Here is an 18,490-nt window from a genome sequence, read left to right on the forward strand (position 1 = left end):
ATCGCTCATCGCGAGGGAGTTCTGCCGGTGGGCGGCGGAGCTCGCGGTGGCTTCTATAAGTTGTCGTATTGAGGCGAAAGATGTCGCCCACAGGGTGGGCTCCTACGGTGCCGCAGGGGTCAGGGCGGGAGGTCCAGGCGGGTTTCGCCTTCGGGCACGCCGTTGGGGCCGAAGCGGCGCTCGATGATCGTGGCCTCGTCATCGTGGCCGACCAGGATGACCGTGCTGGCGCGGGTGCCGTAGTTCTCGCCCACGATGAAGGCGCTGGAGAGGAAGCGCTCGCGTTCGATGCCGATGCCAGTATCGGGGAGAAGGTCGTCGGGCCAGCGGCCCTGGTCGGAGAGCATGGTAAACAGCGCTGGGATATCTTCGCGTCCGTCTTCGATCCAGGCTTCGAGCCTGTGCACGAGGGCGCGGGTTTTCGGCCAGGGGGCATTGAAGTCGGCGTTGGAAAGGCCGTGGACGCCGTCGCTTACGCGTTCATAGCGCGCATCGGGGTGGTTACCGAGGTAATACGCGCTGTCGTGGTCGAAGGTGAGCAGGTTGAACGGCCGGTAGTCGCGAGCCGTAGCGATGAGCTCAAGCGCATGCGCTGAAGCAGGCAGGTTAGAGCCGAGGTAATCAGCAACCAGCAAGCCGCGCGAAAGGCCGCTGTGGTCTGCCTTCAGGTCGCGCACATTGGTGATGATGCTGGTACGCCCGTGGGGTGCGACACCGGCCCAGGTACCTCCCGCTTCCAGATCTCGCCCCGCCGCTATTTGCGGCGCTTCATCCCAATGCGCCAGGGGCGCCGTGGGGCGGGCGTGGAATTCATCGCGGTTACCGAGCATGACGAGGCGCCAGCGCGGGTGCGCGCGCCAGGCAAAGGCGATCAGGCACATAGGCGGAAGGGGGCCGTGGAGGGCATGGCCCCTATTCTGCGCCAATTTCATCCATGCGTCCGCGCCTGACCGGAAAGGCGACGCCTTTGTAAAGGCGCGCTTGCGCGCGATGGGTGTTTGCGGCAAGCACCCATCGCGCACAAGCTCGCTCCTACAAAAGCAGGTCACGTGGGCACCACCGCGGCGCCACGAGTCGGTCACACCGCCGCAGGTTGGTTACGCAGCGACGGTGGTGGCGGCTTTCTTGTTGGCCAGCATGCGCACGATCGATGCGGCGGCCTCGCGGCCGTCGTAGACCGCGCGCACGACCAGATCGGCACCACGTACGTTATCGCCGCCCGCGAAAATTTTTGCGTGGCTGGTCTGGTGCGGCAGGTGGCCTTCCGCGCCGGTGATGATGCGGCCGCTGCGATCGCGCGCAATGCCGAAGGCATCGCACCAATCCGGCGGGCTCGGCTGGAAGCCGAAAGCCTGGATCACCACATCCGCACGCAGGTCGGTCTCGCTGCCTTCCACGTTGCGCGGGCGCGGCCGGCCATCGCCATCATCCACCAGCTGGGTTTCGACGACGCGCACGGCCTTCACCTTGCCGCCCTCGCCCACCAGCGCCATCGGCTGGCGCTGGAACAGGAAGCGCACGCCTTCCTCGCGGCTGTAGCCCACCTCGCGGCGCGAGCCCGGCATGCTGGGCTCGTCGCGGCGGTACACGCAGGTGACCGACGCGGCACCCAAACGAATGGCGGTGCGGTTGCAATCCATACCGGTATCGCCGCCGCCGAGCACAACCACGTGCTTGCCAGCCAGGTCGTATTCCGGCGCAGGCGGCTGTTCGCGCAACAGGCGCTCGGTATTGGCGATCAGGAACGGCAATGCATCGTGTACGCCATTCAGTTCACGGCCTTCGAGCTGGCCATCGACGTAGGTGTAGGCACCCGTGCCGACGAACACCGCGTCGTAGTCGTTGAGCAGTTCATCGAACTCGATATCGCGGCCGATCTCGACGCCGAGATGGAAACGCACACCCATGCCTTCGAGCACGCCGCGACGGGTGCGAACAATGTTCTTGTCGAGCTTGAACGGCGGGATGCCGAAGGTCAGCAAGCCGCCGATTTCATGCTGGCGATCGAACACGTCGGCTGCGACGCCAGCGCGACGCAAGCGATCGGCACAGGCGATGCCTGCGGGGCCCGCACCCACGATCGCAACGCGCGCACCGGTTTCCTTCACCCGGGAGAGATCCGGGCGCCAGCCCTGGCGGAACGCCTCGTCGGTGACCCAACGCTCCACGCTACCGATCGTCACTGCCCCGAATTCGCCCTGCTCCAGCGTGCATGCGCCTTCGCACAAACGATCCTGCGGGCAGACACGGCCGCAGATCTCCGGCAACGGGTTGGTCTCGTGCATGAGCGCCGCCGCTTCGAACAAGCGGCCGTCCTGCACCAGCTTCAGCCAGTTCGGGATGTAGTTGTGCACCGGGCACGCGTGCTCGCAATACGGGTTGCCGCAATCGATGCAACGGCCCGACTGCGACGAGGCCTCGGTGGACGCGAAGTCACCCGAGATCTCACCGTAGCCCAGCACACGCACCGCGACCGGCACCGTCCGCGGCGTTTGCCGCGGGATATCGAGGAAACGGAAATCCTTCGCGCTCATGCCGCACTCCGCAGTTCTTCGGCCAGGGCATCGAGGCTCGCGGCTTTGGGTTTCACAAGCCAGAACCGCTGCAGCATGCCGCGGAAATCGCCCAGTACGCGACGGCCCCATGCACTATCTGTGAGTTCGGCGTGACGGGCGATCAGCTGGCGCAGGTGCTGCATGTAATGTTCCATGCCTTCGTGCGAGATGCGCACGATGTCGACGAGTTCGTGGTTGTAGCAATCGACGAAGTTGCGCTCGATGTCGAGCACGTAGGCGAAGCCGCCGGTCATGCCCGCGCCGAAGTTCAGGCCGGTGCGGCCCAGTACAGCTACCACACCGCCTGTCATGTATTCGCAGCAGTGGTCACCGGCGCCTTCCACGACAGCAAGCGCACCCGAGTTACGCACGGCGAAGCGCTCACCGGCCTGGCCGGCCGCAAACAGCTCGCCACCGGTGGCGCCATACAAACAGGTATTGCCGATGATCGACGCATCCTGGCTCGCGAACGGCGAATCCGCCGGGGGGCGAATGATCAGGCGGCCACCGGCCATGCCCTTGCCCACGCCATCGTTCGCTTCACCGATAAGATCGATGTGCACACCGGCCGCGTTCCACGCGCCGAGGCTCTGTCCGGCCGCCCCGGTAAGGTGCAGGTTGATCGGACGCTCGGCCATGCCGGCATCGCCCCAACGGCGCGCCACGTCGCCCGACAAGCGCGCACCAATGGCGCGATCGGTGTTGACGATGGGGTAGCTGAAGGTGCCACCCAGGCCATCCTTCACCAGGTCACGCACATCGGCGGAAATGCGCGACGCCAGTGCGGCCGGATCGCGCATCGGGTTACGCGCCAGCGTACAGGCGAAGTCCACCTTTTCGCCGAGGCCGTCTTCGCCGATCAGCCGCGACAGATCCAGGCGCTCCTGCACGGCGGTAACCCCGCCGCGCTGTTCCAGCCGATCCGACTGGCCGATCAACTCCGCCAGCGAACGCACGCCCAGGCGCGCAAGATGGCGGCGCACATCTTCCGCGATGAAGCGGAAGTAGTTCATCACCATATCGGGCAGGCCAAGGAAGTGCTTCTGGCGCAGCACGGGGTGCTGCGTGGCCACGCCGGTGGCGCAGTTGTTCAAATGGCAGATACGCAGGTACTTGCAGCCCAGCGCTACCATCGGTCCGGTGCCGAAGCCGAAGCTCTCCGCGCCGAGCATCGCGGCCTTGATCACATCGAGGCCGGTCTTCAGGCCGCCATCGGTCTGCAGACGCACGCGGCCACGCAGGTCGTTCAGACGCAGGGTCTGCTGGGTTTCAGCCAGGCCGAGTTCCCAAGGCGTACCGGCGTACTTGATCGAGGTAAGCGGGCTTGCGCCGGTACCGCCATCATGGCCGGACACCGTGATGAGATCCGCACCCGCCTTCACCACGCCCGCGGCGACCGTGCCGACACCAGCGTGCGAGACGAGCTTCACCGAGACCAGCGCCTGCGGATTCACTTCCTTGAGGTCGTGGATCAGCTGGGCCAGGTCTTCGATGGAATAGATATCGTGGTGCGGCGGTGGCGAGATAAGGCCGATGCCGGGCTTGGCGTAACGCAGCCGAGCGATCGTCTGGTCGACCTTGTGCCCGGGAAGCTGGCCACCTTCGCCCGGCTTCGCACCCTGCGCGATCTTGATCTGCAGGACTTCGGCATTGACGAGATACGCCGGGGTGACGCCGAAGCGACCGGAGGCCACCTGCTTGATCTTCGATTGCCGATCGGTGCCATAGCGCGACGGATCTTCGCCACCCTCGCCGGAATTGCTGCGCGCGCCAAGGCGGTTCATCGCGATGGCGAGCGCCTCGTGCGCTTCCGGCGACAGCGCGCCGAGCGACATGCCCGCGGAATCGAATCGCTTGAGGATCGCTTCCGCCGGTTCCACTTCGTCCAGCGGAATCGGCGTAGCGTCACGCGGCACCAGAAGATCGCGCAACGCCGAGGCCGGGCGCGAATCCACATAGTGGGCGTACTTCTCGTAATCCTTCCACTCGCCCGTACGCACCGCCACCTGCAAGCTGGCGATCACATCGGGGTTGTACATGTGGTACTCGCCGCCATGCACGTACTTGTACAGGCCGCCGGCACGCAGGGCCTGCGCTTCATCCCACGCTTCCGCGGCAAGCAGGCGCTGTTCCTGTTCCAGATCGGCGAACGTGCTGCCGCCAACGCGCGAAGGCGTACCCGGGAAGCACAGCGAGACCACTTCCTGCGACAGGCCGACGATCTCGAAGAGCTGGGCGCCACGATAACCGGCGACCGTGGAGATGCCCATCTTCGAGAGGATCTTCAGCAGGCCCTTGCGAATGCCGCGGCGGTAGTTCCGGCCGATTTCACGCGGGGCGCCTTCGCCCTTGCGGAGGTGGCCGCTACGGCCCATGTCGAACAGGCTCTGGTAGGCGAGCCACGGGTAGATGGCGGTGGCGCCGAAGCCGAGCAGGCAGGCGAACTGGTGCGGATCGCGCGGCGTCGCGGTCTCGACCATGATGTTGCACTGACATCGCAGGCCCGTTTCCACCAGGCGCGCATGCACGGCGCCGGTGGCCAGCAGCGAATGGATGGGCAGCAGGTCGCGACGTGGGTAACGGTCGCTGAGGAACACCACTTCGACACCGCCGCGCACGGCCGCTTCCACGTCATCACAGATGCGGTTGATCGCCTGCTCGAGCGTTTCATCCGCGCCGTACATAAGATCGAAGCGCGGCGTACTGGCGTACGAAGGGTTCGCCAGGATCTGGCGCAGCTTGCGCTGCGAGAGGATCGGCGAATTCAGCAGGATCTGCTTTGCGTTCTCCGGACCGAGATCGAAGATGTTCCGCTCCTGGCCGATCTGGGTCACCAGCGACATGACCAGCCGCTCGCGCAGCGGATCGATGGGCGGGTTGGTGACCTGGGCAAAGGCCTGGCGGAAGCGATCGAACAGCGGGCGTACCTGGCGCGATAGCACGGCCATGGGCGTGTCGTCGCCCATCGAACCCGTGGCTTCGGCCTCGGTTTCCGCGATGATCTTGAGAACCGATTCGCTCTCCTCGCGGGAAAGCCCATACAGCTTCTGGTAGCGGCGCAGTTCCTCCGCTGGCAGTGGTTCAGCGGCCAGGCTCGGGTCGATCAGGTCGGATTCGAGGTACGTCACACCCTCGCGCAGCCATTCGCGGAACGGCGCGCGCGCACGGTTGATCGCATCGATATCGGCATCGCGCAGCAAGCGGTGCGCACGGAAATCCACGGCGATCATTTCGCCCGGTGCAAGGCGACCCTTCGCGACGATGCGCGAGGAAGGCACATCCCAGAGGCCGGCTTCGGAAGCGACGATCAGGTGGTTGTCATCCGACAGCGCCCAGCGCGCCGGGCGCAGGCCATTGCGATCGAGCGTGCACGCCGCATACCGGCCATCGCACATCACCAGGCCGGCCGGGCCATCCCACGGTTCGCTGTGCAGCGCGTAGTACTCGTAGAACGCCGCCAGGTCTTCATCGATATCCTCGCGCGCGGTGTACGCCGGCGGTACGAGCACGCGCATGGCGGTCAGCAGGTCCATGCCGCCCATCAGCAGCACTTCCAGCGCGTTATCCAGGCTTTCCGAATCCGAGCCGTCCTGGGTCACCAGCGGGCCGATATCGGAAAGATCGACCTTGTCCGAACGCATGACCGTGCCGCGCGCCTGCATCCAGCGACGGTTCGCGCGGATGGTGTTGATCTCGCCGTTATGGGCGAGGAAGCGGAACGGCTGCGCCAGGCGCCACTTCGGTGAAGTGTTGGTGGAAAAGCGCTGGTGGAACACCACGGCGTCGGCGACCAGTGCCGGGTGCTTCAGATCAGGATACACATCACGCAGATGCCCGGGCGCCGCCATGGCCTTGTAGCCGATAACTTCGCCCGACAGCGAGACAACATAGAACTGCTTATCGCCCTTGAGCGCCTGCTCGGCGCGGCGACGCGCGCGGAACAACGCCGCTTCGAACACCGCCGGCGGCATATCGCCCGGCGCATCGACGAACACCTGGCGCACGAGCGGCATGGACGATGCGGCCAGCGGGCCACACGCATCCTTGTTCACGGCGACATCGCGCCAGCCGGCCACGCGCAGACCGGCGGCAGCAAGTTCGGTTTCAAGTGTAACTACCGCGGCAGCGTGCGTTTCGGTATCGAAGAAGACGACACCAGCTGCGAACTGCGTGGAAACGGTGATGCCCGCATCGGTAGCCAGTGCACGCAGCCACTCGACCGGGCGACGGATAAGTACGCCGCAACCATCGCCGCTGATGCCGTCAGCGTTCACGCCGCCGCGGTGGGAAAGCTTCGCGAGTGCATCAAACGCGGTGTTTACGAGCTTCGCGCTCGCGTGCCCATCAATCTGCGCGACGATACCGAAGCCGCAGCTGTCGTGTTCAAACGCCTCGTCGTATAGGCGCGGTGTGCCTTGCTTCACCTAACGCCTCCTGTGGCATACGGTTGTGCTGGGATAGTCAGAAGCGTGCACGTGGCCCCGTGGCCGAGAACCGGCCGACCATCACATGCACGCATAGGGCATACCCCCGAAGGTACACACATTTGCCGCGCTGCGTCAAAGCGTTTGGACGTCCGAACGAAAACCTTACGTCTCACGCACGGACCGGACCTCTGTAGGAGCGCGCTTGCGCGCGATTGGCGGCCATACGGTCCCGCATCGACACCCTGTCCCGAAACACCCGGCCGGTCGCGCGCAAGCGCGCTCCTACAGGGGCGCGGGTCACGGCGAGGCGGCGGGCGGATAGGTCATAATCGGGCGATGCGCCCATACCTCCGCCTGCCCGCCCTCTGCCTTGCCTTAGCCACCGCCAGCCTAGCCGCCATCCCCCCGGCCCACGCCGCGCAGGATGCCAAGGCGCGCGCGGAGCAGGATGAAGCCCGGCAGAAGCTGCAGGGGGTGCGCCAGCAGATCGAAAGCCTCACGAAAGACCAGCGCGAGACCGCGAACGCCCGCGACACCGCCAATGCCGGCCTGGCAAAGAAAGCCGAAGAAGTGTCGGCGGCCGCCAAGGCCGTCCGTGAAACCGACGGCGAGCTGGCCCAGCGCCAGCAGGACCTGGCCCAGCTGAACGAGCAGCGCGCCAGCATGCAGGCGGAACTGGAGAAACATAAGGGCGCCCTGGGCGACCTGCTCCGCGCCACCTACACGCTGGGCCGGGGGTCAGACCTGCAGCTGCTCCTGGGCGATGAAGATATCGACCGGATTTCCCGTGCCCTGGCGTACTCACGCTATTTCCAGGAGAACCGGGTCGAACGGATCAAGGGCCTGCTCGCGGATCTTTCCCGGCTACAGGATGTCGAAAACGCGATCAGTGCCGAGCAGCAGAAACTGGAGGCGACCAAGGCCGAGCGTGAAAAGCGCGCGGGCGACCTGGAGCGGCAGCGCGCCGACCAGCAAAAGCTGGTCGCGGCGGCGGATGCCCAATACAAGGACCAGGGCCAGCGCATGGCCGCCCTGAAGCAGAACGAGCAGGACATGAACGCCCTGGTGGGCAAGCTGCAGAAGGTGATCGACGATGCTGCCAAGGCCGCCGAACCCGCCCCCGCGCCGAAGGGCGTCCCGGCCGGCCCGGCGCTGGGCAACCTGCGCGGCAACCTGCCCTGGCCAGCCAATGGGCCCGTGCACGCGTTCGGCAATGGCGTGATCATCGTGGCGCCGCGCGGCAGCGAAGTGAAGGCAGTGGCGCGCGGCCGCGTGGTGTTCGCCAACTTCCTGCGCGGCTACGGCATGATGATCATCGTGAACCACGGCAACGGCTTCATGAGCATGTACGGCAACAACGAAACGCTGCTGCACGGCGTGGGCGACATGGTGGAGGCCGGCGAAGCCGTCGGCACCGCCGCGGCGCCTGCCGGCGACAACGGCGCGTATTTTGAGCTGCGCCAGGGTGGCAAACCCATCGATGCGCGCGGCTGGTTAGCGAAAAAGCATTGACCACGGAGAAAGGCATGCGCCAGCACCCCCTTCGCATCGCCCTCGCACTGGCACTTGCCGGTGTGCTGGCGCTCCCTGCCCAGGCCCAGCAGCAGAAGAAGGCACCGCTAAAGCAACCCGATGCACCTGCGGCCTCCAGCAGCTCCGCCGCAGCTGTTGCCGCCAAAGCGGACGATAGCGTCGACCTGGATGACATCCGCAACTTCACCCGGGTGTACCACATCATCCAGCAGGCCTACGTGGAAAAGCTGGACAACAAGACGATCATGAAAGCCGCGATCAGCGGCATGCTGCAGAACCTGGACCCGCACAGCGAGTACCTGGACAAGGAGGGCCTGGACGAGCTGGATGAGGACACCACCGGCCAGTACGGCGGGCTCGGTATCGAAGTGCTGCAGGTCGATGGCCTGCTGAAGATCGTCTCGCCCATCGACGATACGCCCGCTTCGCGCGCCGGCATCAAGCCAGGCGACACGATCCTGAAAGTCGATGGCATGGTCGTGGACCAGCAGAACATCGATGATGCCTTCAAGAAGCTTCGTGGCGATCCGGGTTCGAAGGTGGTGCTCACCATCCTCCACGAAAAATCCGACAAGCCGATCGATATGCCGCTGGTGCGCGAGCGCATCAATGTCACCTCGGTGAAGGTGCGCCAGCTCGAACCGGGCTACGTGTACATCCGCCTGAGCCAGTTCCAGGAGGATACGGCGACGGATCTGGAGAAGAAGCTCGGCGATTACATCAAGAAGAACGGCGCGCCGCGCGGCGCGGTGCTCGACCTGCGCTCGAACCCGGGCGGCCTGCTGACCACCGCCGTTGGCGTGGCCGATGCGTTCCTGGATTCCGGCACGATCGTCACCACGAAGGGCCGCCTGCCCGATGCGAACCTGCATTTCGATGCGCACCCCGGCGACATGCTCAACGGCGCACCGATGGTGATTTTGGCCGATAACGGCACGGCCTCGGCGGCGGAAATCGTCTCGGGCGCCCTGAAGGACAACCACCGCGCGCTCATCATGGGACGCCGCACGTTCGGCAAGGGCGTGGTGCAGACCGTGCTGCCGCTGGACCAGGATAGCGCGGTGAAAATCACCACGGCGCGCTATTACACGCCTAATGGCACGTCGATCCAGGCCGAAGGCATCAAGCCGGATATCGCACTGGCCGACCTGGCGGTGAACAAGAGTGACACGGCACCGTCGCTGATCGGTTCCGAAGCCGACCTGCCGAATCACCTGGCGAACGAGAAAGCATCGACGGACGACAAGTCATCCAGCGACGATGACGGGAAGCTGGCGCTGGAGGATTACGCGCTGTCGCAGGCGTTGAATGTGCTGAAGGGTCTCTCGCTCAATCGGCGGTGACGGATTCCGCGCATGACTCACCCCGTAGGAGCCCACCCTGTGGGCGACATCTTCTCGCGAGGCGCGACAGGACCTGCAACTCGTTCGCGAAAACCTGTCGCCCACAGGGTGGGCTCCTACGGGGTTGTTACCAGAACTTCCACCAGGGCCGGGCGGAGCGGGCCATGCGCCGGCGCAGCCGGCGTGAGGTGGCGCGGGGAACGGGCTCCTGGCCGATCTTCCAGCCTTCGAATGCAGGTACGCCGTAGGCGCCGGCGCCCAGCTCGTATTCGAATCCGGTGACGGTTTCGGCGAGCTCGACCGGTAATGCGTGGAAACAGTCGACGTCTTCGCCTGCCGCATCGGCGGCATCCTGTTCCGCTTCGAACCGGGCATGCAGCACATCGAAGGGTGGCGGCAGCTCGCCGCTGGTCACCAGCACGCGAACCGTGCTTTCGGCGTTGTGCTCGACATGCCACGCCGACTTGCCGTTTTCGTACGCGGTGGCCACGCTGACCGAGGCCTCGTCCCACTGCACGCCGATCACCTTGCACCCTGCGGAAAGCGGCAGCAGTGAATCCTCGGTAAGCAAGGGCGAAGCAAAGCGGGTGATAACCACGAACCAGCCGTTGGGTAGCGCGATAGACATGCCGCGCTGGGCGTGGGAGGCCGTTTCCTCGGTGCGCACGAGGTCCAGCTCGGCGAGTACCGCCGGGCCGTCCTTACCTTTCACCGCCAGCCAGCCGCGGCTCCCGGCCATCGCGCTTACTCCCGTGTGGGGGGCTTCAGCAGGAATCGTACGGAAAGAAGACCCACTTCATAGAGCAGGCACATGGGGACTGCAAGCATCACCATGGAGAGCAGGTCGGGCGGGGTGATGAACGCGGCGATAGCAAACGCGCCTACGATCGCGTAACCACGGCCCTTGCTGAGCTTCTCGGCATCGACCACGCCAATGGCCGCGAGGATCACCACGGCCACGGGCACCTCGAAGCACAACCCGAACGCGAAGAACATCAGCGTCACGAAATCGAGGTAATGCGTGATGTCCGTCATCATGGCCACGCCTTCCGGCGTCACCGCGTTGAGGAACTTGAACGCAGCGGGCATCACGACGAAGTAGGCAAACGCGCAACCCGCGTAGAACAACACCAGCGAGGCGACCAGAAGCGGCCGCGCCAGGCGCTTTTCGTGCTTGTACAGGCCCGGGCTGACGAACGACCACAGCTGGTACAGGATCATCGGCATGCTGATGAACAGCGCGACGTAAAAGGCCAACTTCAGCGGTGTCACGAACGGGCTGGCCACCTCGGTGGCGATCAGATGCGCGCCATTGGGCATCTTCTCGACCAGCGGCTTGGCCAGCTCGGCGTACAGGTGGTTGGCCAAGGGTACCAGGGCCAGCAGCACGATGAGCAGCACCACGATCGCGCGCATGAGGCGGGCGCGCAGTTCAATCAGGTGGGAAAACAGGCCTTGCTCGAGTTCGTCTTCGGCCGACGGATCACGTGCGGTCATTCGGTTCGTTCCGGGCGGGCGCTTCGCCCTGGTTCAACGGGAGCATGTCGCGCTCCGGGTCGGGCTCGCGCCGGCCCGCGTGGGCGGACTGGGCCTCGGTGTAGGCATCGCGTACCTGGGCGCTGGTGTCCTTGAAAGGATCGGATACCGTGTTACTGGCATCGCGAAAGCCCTTCTGGACATTTTCCTGGGCCGTACGAGCGCTGTCGGCGGTCTCCCGCAGCGTGCGCTTGATTTCCTCGGCCTGGATCTCGCGCTCCACCTCGGAGCGGACGCTATCCCAGCCGTTACGCACGCGGCGCAACAGGGCACCCGCCGTACGCGCGGCGTGCGGCAGGCGCTCGGGGCCAAGGACAATCAGCGCCACCAGCGCGAGCAGCAGCAGCTTGCCGAAGCTGATCTCGATCATGGGGCGAGCCGGGGCTTACGGATTGCGGTCGTGGGTCTCGGTGCTGTCGCGCCGGACGCTTTCCTGCGAGGCGGTGCTTTCGGCGCGAAGCTTTTCGGCGTCGCGGCGGCGCTGCTCTTCCTCGTCGCCGCCATCCATGCCCTTCTTGAAGTCGCGCATGGCACCGCCCAGGTCCGAGCCGATGTTACGCAGCTTCTTGGTGCCAAAGATCAGCACGACGACAAGCAGCAGGAGGACGATATGGGTAATGCTCATGGGAACCTCGGGGCACCCCCTGGGGCACCGGTGGGACGGAGGCGGGGCCCTTCAGGGACCCGCCGGGAGGGGACTCACTTCTGAGTGTACTCCTCGAGTTTATCCCGGAATGCGTTCACCTCGCTTGGAACATTCGTGACGCCGCCTTCAAAAATACGGCGGGGGGTGATACCCGAGCCGTAGATCTCCTCGTTAGAGTCGTCATCGATGCTGATCCGCGAGCCATCCAGCGAAATGCCGGCGAACAGGCCCTTGGCGCGGGAATAGGTGTAGATCTCGGCGTTCATCTTGCCGTTGGTGGCCGCCATGGCCGAGCGGCCGACCGGGCCAGCGGCCGCGGAGGCGCTGGCGCCCATGGTGAACTGGCCATCGATGATCTGGTCCACGCCCTTGTGCGTACGGAAGACGAGGATGACGTCGATCGACTGGATACCGGCCTGGAAGCCCACGCCGGCAGCGGCCGTGGAGATGAAATTGGGGTTGGACCAGGTGCCCGTGCAGTCCTTGCGCTCGGCGATGAGGCCTTCGCCCTTGGCGCCAGAGAATACGAAGCCGCCCTTGACCATGCCCGGGATGATGGCCACGGCGCAGGCGTTCTTGAGCAGATCGGTCGGCAACGACTTATCGGGGGCGTCGTTGATCATTTCATCCAGCACGCGCACGGCTTCGGTGGCCTGCTTGCGCGGCGGATCGGCGGCCTGGGCGGCCATGGAGGGCAGCAGCGCGGCGAGGCCAAGGGCAAGCAGGGAAACGCGTGAGGTCATGGGTGGCTCCTTTTGAACGCTTTAGGCAGGATCCGGGACATGCTGCCGCAGGAGCCGCACGCCTGCGTATGGCAGACTTCACGGGTCCCCAGCGAAATACCGAATCCGATGCCAGGTACCCCGAACTATACCGGCCTGAACGAGCATTCCCATGACCTTCCCGCGAAGGCAGCGGTGCTCCTGGTTAACCTTGGTACACCTGACGCGCCCACGGCGGCCGCGGTGCGGCCATACCTTGCTGAATTCCTTGGCGATCCGCGGGTCATCGAATACCCACGCCTGCTCTGGAAGCTGATTCTCCACGGGATCATCCTGAGGATTCGCCCAAAACGCTCCGCGCATGCGTATGAGCGGATCTGGACCGCCGAAGGCTCGCCACTGCGCGTGGGCAGCGAAGCTCTCGCAGCCTCTCTCGGCGCCGAACTGGCACGCCGACGGCCCGGTCCGGTATCCGTTGCGCTGGCTATGCGCTACGGCAAGCCCTCCGTGGCCGCGACCATCGCCAGGCTGCAACGCGAAAGGGTTCGCCGCCTGCTCGTGCTCCCGCTGTACCCGCAGTACTCCGCCACCAGCACGGGCAGCGTGTTCGATGCCGTCGCCGACACGATGAAGGGCCTGCGCTGGCCGCCCGAGCTGCGCCAGGTCAACGATTACCACGACAACCCGGCGTACATCGCCGCGCTGGCCGCCAGCGTGCGCGCCCATTGGGAAACCCACGGCCGCGGCGAGAAGCTGCTGATGAGCTTCCATGGCATTCCCGAGCGTTATACCCGCGCGGGCGATCCGTACTACTGCCAGTGCCATGCCACGGCGCGGCTGCTGCGCGAGGCGCTGGGGCTGTCGGAGGACGAAGCCATTTTCAGCTTCCAGTCGCGCGTGGGGCGGGAGCGCTGGCTGCACCCCTATACGGATGAAACGGTGAGAGCACTGGGCGCGAAGGGCATCAAGCGGCTGGACGTGATCAGCCCGGGCTTCGCCGTCGATTGCCTTGAGACCCTGGAAGAGATCGCCATGCAGAACGCGGAATTCTTCCGCGAAGCGGGTGGCGAAACGTTGAGCTACATCCCCTGCCTTAACTCGGAACCGGCCCACGTCGATGCCCTGGCCGATCTGGTCCTCAAGCACACCCAGGGCTGGCCGGAGTTCGACCCCGCTTACGACGCGGCCGCCGAGGCCGTAAAGCTGGCCGCCGCCCGTGAGCGCGCGCGAAAGGCAGGCGCCGGTGCGTGAGCTGAAAGTATCTATCCCGGGGCTCGAGCTCGGCGGCCTTGCGTGGGGTGAACCCGATGCGCAGCCTTTGCTCATGGTCCACGGCTGGCTGGACAACGCCGCGAGCTTCGCGCTGCTCGCACCGAAGCTTGCCGACCGCTTCCACGTCATTGCACTGGACCTCCCGGGGCATGGGCATTCCTCGCACCTTCCCGAATCCACCATCTATCAGCACGTGGATTACGTGCGCGCCATGCTCGCCGCAGCCGATGCGCTCGCCCTGCCCCGTTTCCACCTGCTCGGCCATTCGCTGGGTGCCGGTGTGGCGACGATGCTGGCCATCGCGGCTCCGGAACGGGTGCGCGGGCTGGCGTTGATCGAAGGCCTCGGCCCGCTCGGTGATGACGGTTCACGCACGCTCGATCGCTTCCGTGAGGCGATGGCGTTGAAGGCCACGGGCAACCGGCCGCTGCGGGTGTTCCCGACCATCGAATCCGCTGCCGAAGCGCGTGCCCTGGCCAGCGGCCTGGCGCCCGAACTCGGCCGCTATATCGTCGAGCGCGGGCTGGATGCTGTTGACGGCGGCTACAGCTGGCGCAGCGATGCGCGGCTGTCGCGGCCTACGGCGGTGCGGCTGGCGGAAACGCAGGTGATGGCGCTGTTGCTCGGCCTTGCCGCGCCGACGTCGCTACTGCTCGCGAACCCGCACCCGCCCTACCTCGAACCGGACTCGCTACAGGTTCGCATCGATTGCGTGGAGAACATCCGCGTGACGCATATGGACGGAGGGCACCACCTCCATCTGGAACACCCTGACGCCGTCGCCAACTGGGTACACGCGGCGTTTTGATCGGCTAACTTGCCGTCAGACGATCGGCTCGAACCGCACTGGCAGATGCACCATCGGCTCGACCAGCCAGTGATCGGCCAGCAGGAAGGCGAACAACACCATCAGGTAAATGATGGAGTAGTTGAACATCTTCATCGGGAAGAATTCGTCGGTGGACGAGAAAAGCCGCACCGCGTACCAGAGGAACCCGATGCCGAGCACCACGGCGCCGAACAGATAGATGAGACCATTCATGCCGGTGAGGAACGGCAGCAGCGTCACCAGGAACAGCAGCACGGTGTAGAAGAAGATGTGCCAGCGGGTGAACTTCACGCCGTGGGTCACCGGCAGCATGGGTACTTGCGCGCGCGAATAATCATCTACACGGAAGATGGCCAGCGCCCAGAAATGCGGCGGGGTCCAGACGAAGATGATCAACAGCAGCTGCAAGGCATACGGGTGCAGCGAACCGGTCACCGCCGTCCAGCCGAGTACGGGCGGCGCGGCACCGGCGAGGCCGCCGATCACGATGTTCTGCGGGGTCGCACGCTTCAGGTACGCGGTATAGATCACCGCATAGCCGATGAGCGAGAAGAACGTGAGCACCGCGGTGAGCGTGTTCACAAGGAACACGAGGATCAGCATCGAAACGATGCCCAGCGTCATCGCGAATACGAACACCTTCATCGGCGTGAGTTCGCCGGTGGCCAGCGGCCGGTGCGAAGTGCGCGCCATGATCTTGTCGATGCGCTGGTCAATCAGGTGATTGAACGCCGCAGCCGACGCCGAGGCCAGCCAGATGCCCAGCGTGCCGAAGATGCCCGACTGCCACGTGGGCAGCACGCGGTTCCCATCGGAATCCACCGCCAGGAACATGCCGATGACCGCGCAGAACACCAGCAGCGCGACGACGCGCGGCTTGGTCAGTTCCAGGTATTGCTTGAACTTGGTCACGGGGACTCCGACGGCAGACGTTGCGTGCTGGCGAGGGCCGCGAGCAGGGTGAAAAGGAGCAGCGCGGCCACGCCATTGTGCGCCGTGGCCATGGGCAGCGGCAGGCCCAGGTGAACATTGCCGACGCCCAACAGCACCTGCGCGACGAGGACCACCGCCACGGCGATGCCCACCTTACGCAGGCCAGCGCGAGCCAGCTTGTGCGAAAGCCACGCGAGGTAGAGGAAGGTGATGCCGGCGCCGATGCGGTGCGCCATCTGGATGGCGCTGCGCGCGGCCATGTCGAGCACGCCACCTTCGTAGTTCACCCCGATACCGCGCCACAGGATGAAGGCTTCATGGAAGTCGGTGTCGGGCCACCACTGGCCCAGGCACTTCGGGAAATCCGTGCCGCAGGCGAGCGCCGCGTAGTTGGTGCTCGTCCATCCGCCCAGGGTGATCTGGCAGACGAGGACCACGATGCCGAGGGTGACGGGGAGCCGTAGCGCGGCAAAGCGTTCATCGCGCGTACCGACGCCCCACCAGCGCAACGCCGCCCAGGCGAGCAGCCCGAATGTCGCGAGCCCACCGAGCAAATGCCCGGTCACCACAATGGGCTTCACCAGCAGGGTCACCGTCCACATGCCGAGCATGGCCTGGAAGATGATGACTGCGAGCGCCGCCACACCGACACGCCACGCGCCCGGCCGGTCGAGCGTTGCTGCCGCGATAAGCGGCAGGGCAATCGCCAGCGCGGAGAGAATAGACGAGACCAGATACGCGCCGCGCATGTAGAGCACGACGCCGACTGCCGCGAACACGGCGGCAGCAAGTACAGCGCCCACGGCCATCCGGCGGCGCCATGCGGCGATCAGCGCGATGGCCAGCACCATGAAACCGAGGCTACCTGCGAGGAAACGATGCACCTGCTCGCGCCAGGCCTTGTGGTCCTCATACGGGCGATCAGGGAAAGCTTCGTTGGCCTGCGCAATGTCATGCGCATGGCCAGGCCACGTGACCTTGCCATAACAGGTGGGCCAATCCGGGCACGACAGGCCGGCATTGGAAAGGCGCACGAACGCACCGAACATCACCACGCAGAACGCGAAGATCGCGGCCAGCAGGGCCAGGGTGCGCAGGGCTTTCAAAGCGCGGGGGGACATCAGCGGATCACCTTCTGCAGATCCTTGCGCAGGCCGTTCGGGTCAAAGCCCGCCGGGTACCAGGCGAGCGCGGTGGCATTGGATTCCACCAGCACGACCGCGACGGTATCGGGCGTCGTGGGGCGAAACGGGGCAAACGTGTCGGCGGGCTCGGTGCCCAGCGTGTAGTCGGACATCACCGCCTGCGCATCCGTGGTGGTCGGCGCTTGGCCGACGTAAAGCAAGCGCAGCCGATCGGCGTTACGGTTGAGCACGATGCGCGCGTTGCGCACGAGCGCGAGCGTTTTGACGCATTCCGCGGCGCATGCCGGCCCCGGGAGGACCACGAGGGTCAGGCGAGGCTCGCTGTCACGCCATGCCCACGGTTTTCCGCCCGCATCCACACGCACGCCTTCGAATGACCGTTGCGGCAGGATCGGCTGGCCATTGCCCTTGCCCGTGGGCTGCCAGCCCGTCAGCGTCAGGATGCCCGCCGCCACGATGGGCGCAAGGAACACCAGCATGATCAGCACCAGCTTCAGGCGGCCCGAGCGGGCGGATGGGGCTTGCGGTTGGCTCATGGGTTCTCGTTGCGCGGGCGGGGCCGCCGGTTGCGGTGGAGAAGGATGAAGATCACGACCGCGGCAAGCGCGAAAGTGAACCACTGGAACGCGTAAGCACGGTGGCGCGCCGGCGGCATGACCGCGGGCGTCCATTCGCGCGCATAGATCGTGGCCGGATCGGCATCGAGCAGCAGCACGCGAGGATACAGGGAGCGGTGCAGGTCGGCGGCGATCTCGGACAGGTCGACGTAGACCACCGACTTATCTGGGCCCTTCTGATCGGGAAGGCGATCGCCACCAAGGCGAATACCCACCCCCGGCGGTGGCACGTACAGGCCACGCAGCGTGAGCTGCGCTTCGGGAACGGGAGGCAGGCGTGGCGAAGCGCCCGCTTCCCGCGGAAGGAAGCCCAGATCGACCAGAACGGCGTGGTTGTCGCCGTGTGGCAGGAACGCGGCATACACGTGCACGCCAACCTGGCCGGCGCGGGTCTGGTCATCCAGCACGTAGCGATGGCCCGGGATGAACACGCCCGAGACATCCACGCGAGGGTACCGATCCGCTGGCGGGTTGGCGGCCACCCGGCCGAAGGCCTCGGCAGGCGCCTCGCTGGCTGCGGCGTAGCGCCGCAGCAGTTCATCTTTCTCGGCCGCCCGGTCCAGCTGCCAGATGCCCAGGCGCACGAAAACCAGCACTCCCGCCACGGTAAGTGCGACAGCGAACCACGTCGGGCGGCGCAGGAAGCTCATGCAAAGCCCCGCGTGCCCACCGCTATACTCGGATTGTCGCAATGAAGCGGAACGGTCACGTGGAAACCATCTACAAATACGCGCTGGTGGTCCTGCTCCTGGTGGTGCTGTTCAACCTGGGCCAGGCGCTGTTCTTCATGATGACCGACAAGGGCCAGAGCAAGCGCACCGTATGGGCCCTTACCCGCCGAATCGGCCTTTCCCTGCTGCTCATCGCCATGGTGGCGCTGGGCATCTTCATGGGGTGGCTGCACCCGCACGACGTGGGCCAATTCTAACCCG

At 65.5% G+C, this 18,490-nt stretch carries 17 protein-coding genes; 5 read left to right on the forward strand and 12 right to left on the reverse strand.

Going from position 1 to position 18,490, the window contains the following annotated elements:
• Nucleotides 1–119 precede the first annotated feature (119 nt).
• From L2Y97_RS19905 to gltB, 3 genes are all read right to left on the reverse strand, one after another.
• Nucleotides 120–881: an NRDE family protein gene (locus L2Y97_RS19905; RefSeq protein ID WP_247430098.1), complete on the reverse strand. Its 762-nt coding sequence runs from the start codon at nt 879–881 to the stop codon at nt 120–122.
• A 216-nt stretch (nt 882–1,097) separates the two neighbouring features.
• On the reverse strand, nt 1,098–2,534 hold the full coding sequence (locus L2Y97_RS19910) for an FAD-dependent oxidoreductase (protein WP_247430101.1): 1,437 nt from the start codon (nt 2,532–2,534) through the stop codon (nt 1,098–1,100).
• Complete coding sequence (gltB, locus tag L2Y97_RS19915) at nt 2,531–6,979, reverse strand: glutamate synthase large subunit (RefSeq protein WP_247430104.1); 4,449 nt, start codon at nt 6,977–6,979, stop codon at nt 2,531–2,533. The genes L2Y97_RS19910 and gltB overlap by 4 nt, the downstream gene beginning before the upstream one ends.
• A 339-nt stretch (nt 6,980–7,318) precedes the next feature.
• Here gltB and L2Y97_RS19920 point away from each other — a divergent pair, with 339 nt between their 5' ends.
• Nucleotides 7,319–8,494, forward strand: coding sequence for a murein hydrolase activator EnvC family protein (locus L2Y97_RS19920; RefSeq protein WP_247430106.1), 1,176 nt, complete (start codon nt 7,319–7,321; stop codon nt 8,492–8,494).
• Between the two features lie 14 nt (nt 8,495–8,508).
• Nucleotides 8,509–9,858 carry a S41 family peptidase gene (locus L2Y97_RS19925; RefSeq protein ID WP_247430109.1) on the forward strand — a complete coding sequence of 450 codons (1,350 nt, stop codon included), beginning with the start codon at nt 8,509–8,511 and terminating at the stop codon, nt 9,856–9,858.
• A gap of 127 nt (nt 9,859–9,985) precedes the next feature.
• Here the strand turns inward: L2Y97_RS19925 and L2Y97_RS19930 are convergent, their stop codons facing one another.
• The 5 genes from L2Y97_RS19930 to L2Y97_RS19950 all read right to left on the reverse strand — a co-directional run bounded on the left by L2Y97_RS19930 (nt 9,986) and on the right by L2Y97_RS19950 (nt 12,783).
• Nucleotides 9,986–10,597, reverse strand: coding sequence for a hypothetical protein (locus L2Y97_RS19930; protein WP_247430110.1), 612 nt, complete (start codon nt 10,595–10,597; stop codon nt 9,986–9,988).
• 5 nt (nt 10,598–10,602) lie between these two features.
• Nucleotides 10,603–11,355: a twin-arginine translocase subunit TatC gene (gene tatC, locus L2Y97_RS19935; RefSeq protein ID WP_247430113.1), complete on the reverse strand. Its 753-nt coding sequence runs from the start codon at nt 11,353–11,355 to the stop codon at nt 10,603–10,605.
• On the reverse strand, nt 11,342–11,764 hold the full coding sequence (tatB, locus tag L2Y97_RS19940; protein ID WP_247430116.1) for a Sec-independent protein translocase protein TatB: 423 nt from the start codon (nt 11,762–11,764) through the stop codon (nt 11,342–11,344). The genes tatC and tatB overlap by 14 nt, the downstream gene beginning before the upstream one ends.
• Nucleotides 11,765–11,779: 15 nt before the next feature.
• Nucleotides 11,780–12,019 (reverse strand): twin-arginine translocase TatA/TatE family subunit, encoded by a 240-nt coding sequence (gene tatA / locus L2Y97_RS19945; RefSeq protein WP_247430119.1) that lies wholly within the window; start codon nt 12,017–12,019, stop codon nt 11,780–11,782.
• 74 nt (nt 12,020–12,093) lie between these two features.
• Nucleotides 12,094–12,783, reverse strand: coding sequence for a lipid-binding SYLF domain-containing protein (locus tag L2Y97_RS19950; RefSeq protein WP_247430122.1), 690 nt, complete (start codon nt 12,781–12,783; stop codon nt 12,094–12,096).
• Nucleotides 12,784–12,891: 108 nt separating this feature from the next.
• Here L2Y97_RS19950 and hemH point away from each other — a divergent pair, with 108 nt between their 5' ends.
• Both hemH and L2Y97_RS19960 read left to right on the forward strand, forming a co-directional pair.
• Nucleotides 12,892–14,013 (forward strand): ferrochelatase, encoded by a 1,122-nt coding sequence (hemH, locus tag L2Y97_RS19955; protein ID WP_247430124.1) that lies wholly within the window; start codon nt 12,892–12,894, stop codon nt 14,011–14,013.
• Nucleotides 14,006–14,842, forward strand: coding sequence for an alpha/beta fold hydrolase (locus L2Y97_RS19960; RefSeq protein ID WP_247430127.1), 837 nt, complete (start codon nt 14,006–14,008; stop codon nt 14,840–14,842). Before hemH ends, L2Y97_RS19960 begins: the two co-directional genes overlap by 8 nt.
• A 15-nt stretch (nt 14,843–14,857) precedes the next feature.
• On the opposite strand, the gene cyoE is transcribed toward L2Y97_RS19960, so the two are convergent.
• The 4 genes from cyoE to L2Y97_RS19980 are packed head-to-tail and all read right to left on the reverse strand — an operon-like array spanning nt 14,858 to nt 18,208.
• The gene (cyoE, locus tag L2Y97_RS19965; protein ID WP_247430130.1) at nt 14,858–15,775 is read right to left on the reverse strand and encodes a heme o synthase; all 918 of its coding nucleotides are present in this window, start codon (nt 15,773–15,775) and stop codon (nt 14,858–14,860) included.
• Complete coding sequence (locus tag L2Y97_RS19970) at nt 15,772–16,917, reverse strand: COX15/CtaA family protein (RefSeq protein WP_247430133.1); 1,146 nt, start codon at nt 16,915–16,917, stop codon at nt 15,772–15,774. Before L2Y97_RS19970 ends, cyoE begins: the two co-directional genes overlap by 4 nt.
• The gene (locus L2Y97_RS19975) at nt 16,917–17,477 is read right to left on the reverse strand and encodes a hypothetical protein (protein WP_247430136.1); all 561 of its coding nucleotides are present in this window, start codon (nt 17,475–17,477) and stop codon (nt 16,917–16,919) included. The genes L2Y97_RS19970 and L2Y97_RS19975 overlap by 1 nt, the downstream gene beginning before the upstream one ends.
• Nucleotides 17,474–18,208 (reverse strand): SURF1 family protein, encoded by a 735-nt coding sequence (locus L2Y97_RS19980; protein ID WP_247430138.1) that lies wholly within the window; start codon nt 18,206–18,208, stop codon nt 17,474–17,476. Before L2Y97_RS19980 ends, L2Y97_RS19975 begins: the two co-directional genes overlap by 4 nt.
• A 41-nt stretch (nt 18,209–18,249) precedes the next feature.
• Here L2Y97_RS19980 and L2Y97_RS19985 point away from each other — a divergent pair, with 41 nt between their 5' ends.
• Entirely contained in the window at nt 18,250–18,486 is a 237-nt protein-coding gene (locus tag L2Y97_RS19985) for a twin transmembrane helix small protein (RefSeq protein ID WP_211352661.1), read from the forward strand.
• Nucleotides 18,487–18,490: the final 4 nt, after the last annotated feature.

The organism is Luteibacter aegosomatissinici, assembly GCF_023078495.1.
Lineage (GTDB): Bacteria > Pseudomonadota > Gammaproteobacteria > Xanthomonadales > Rhodanobacteraceae > Luteibacter > Luteibacter aegosomatissinici.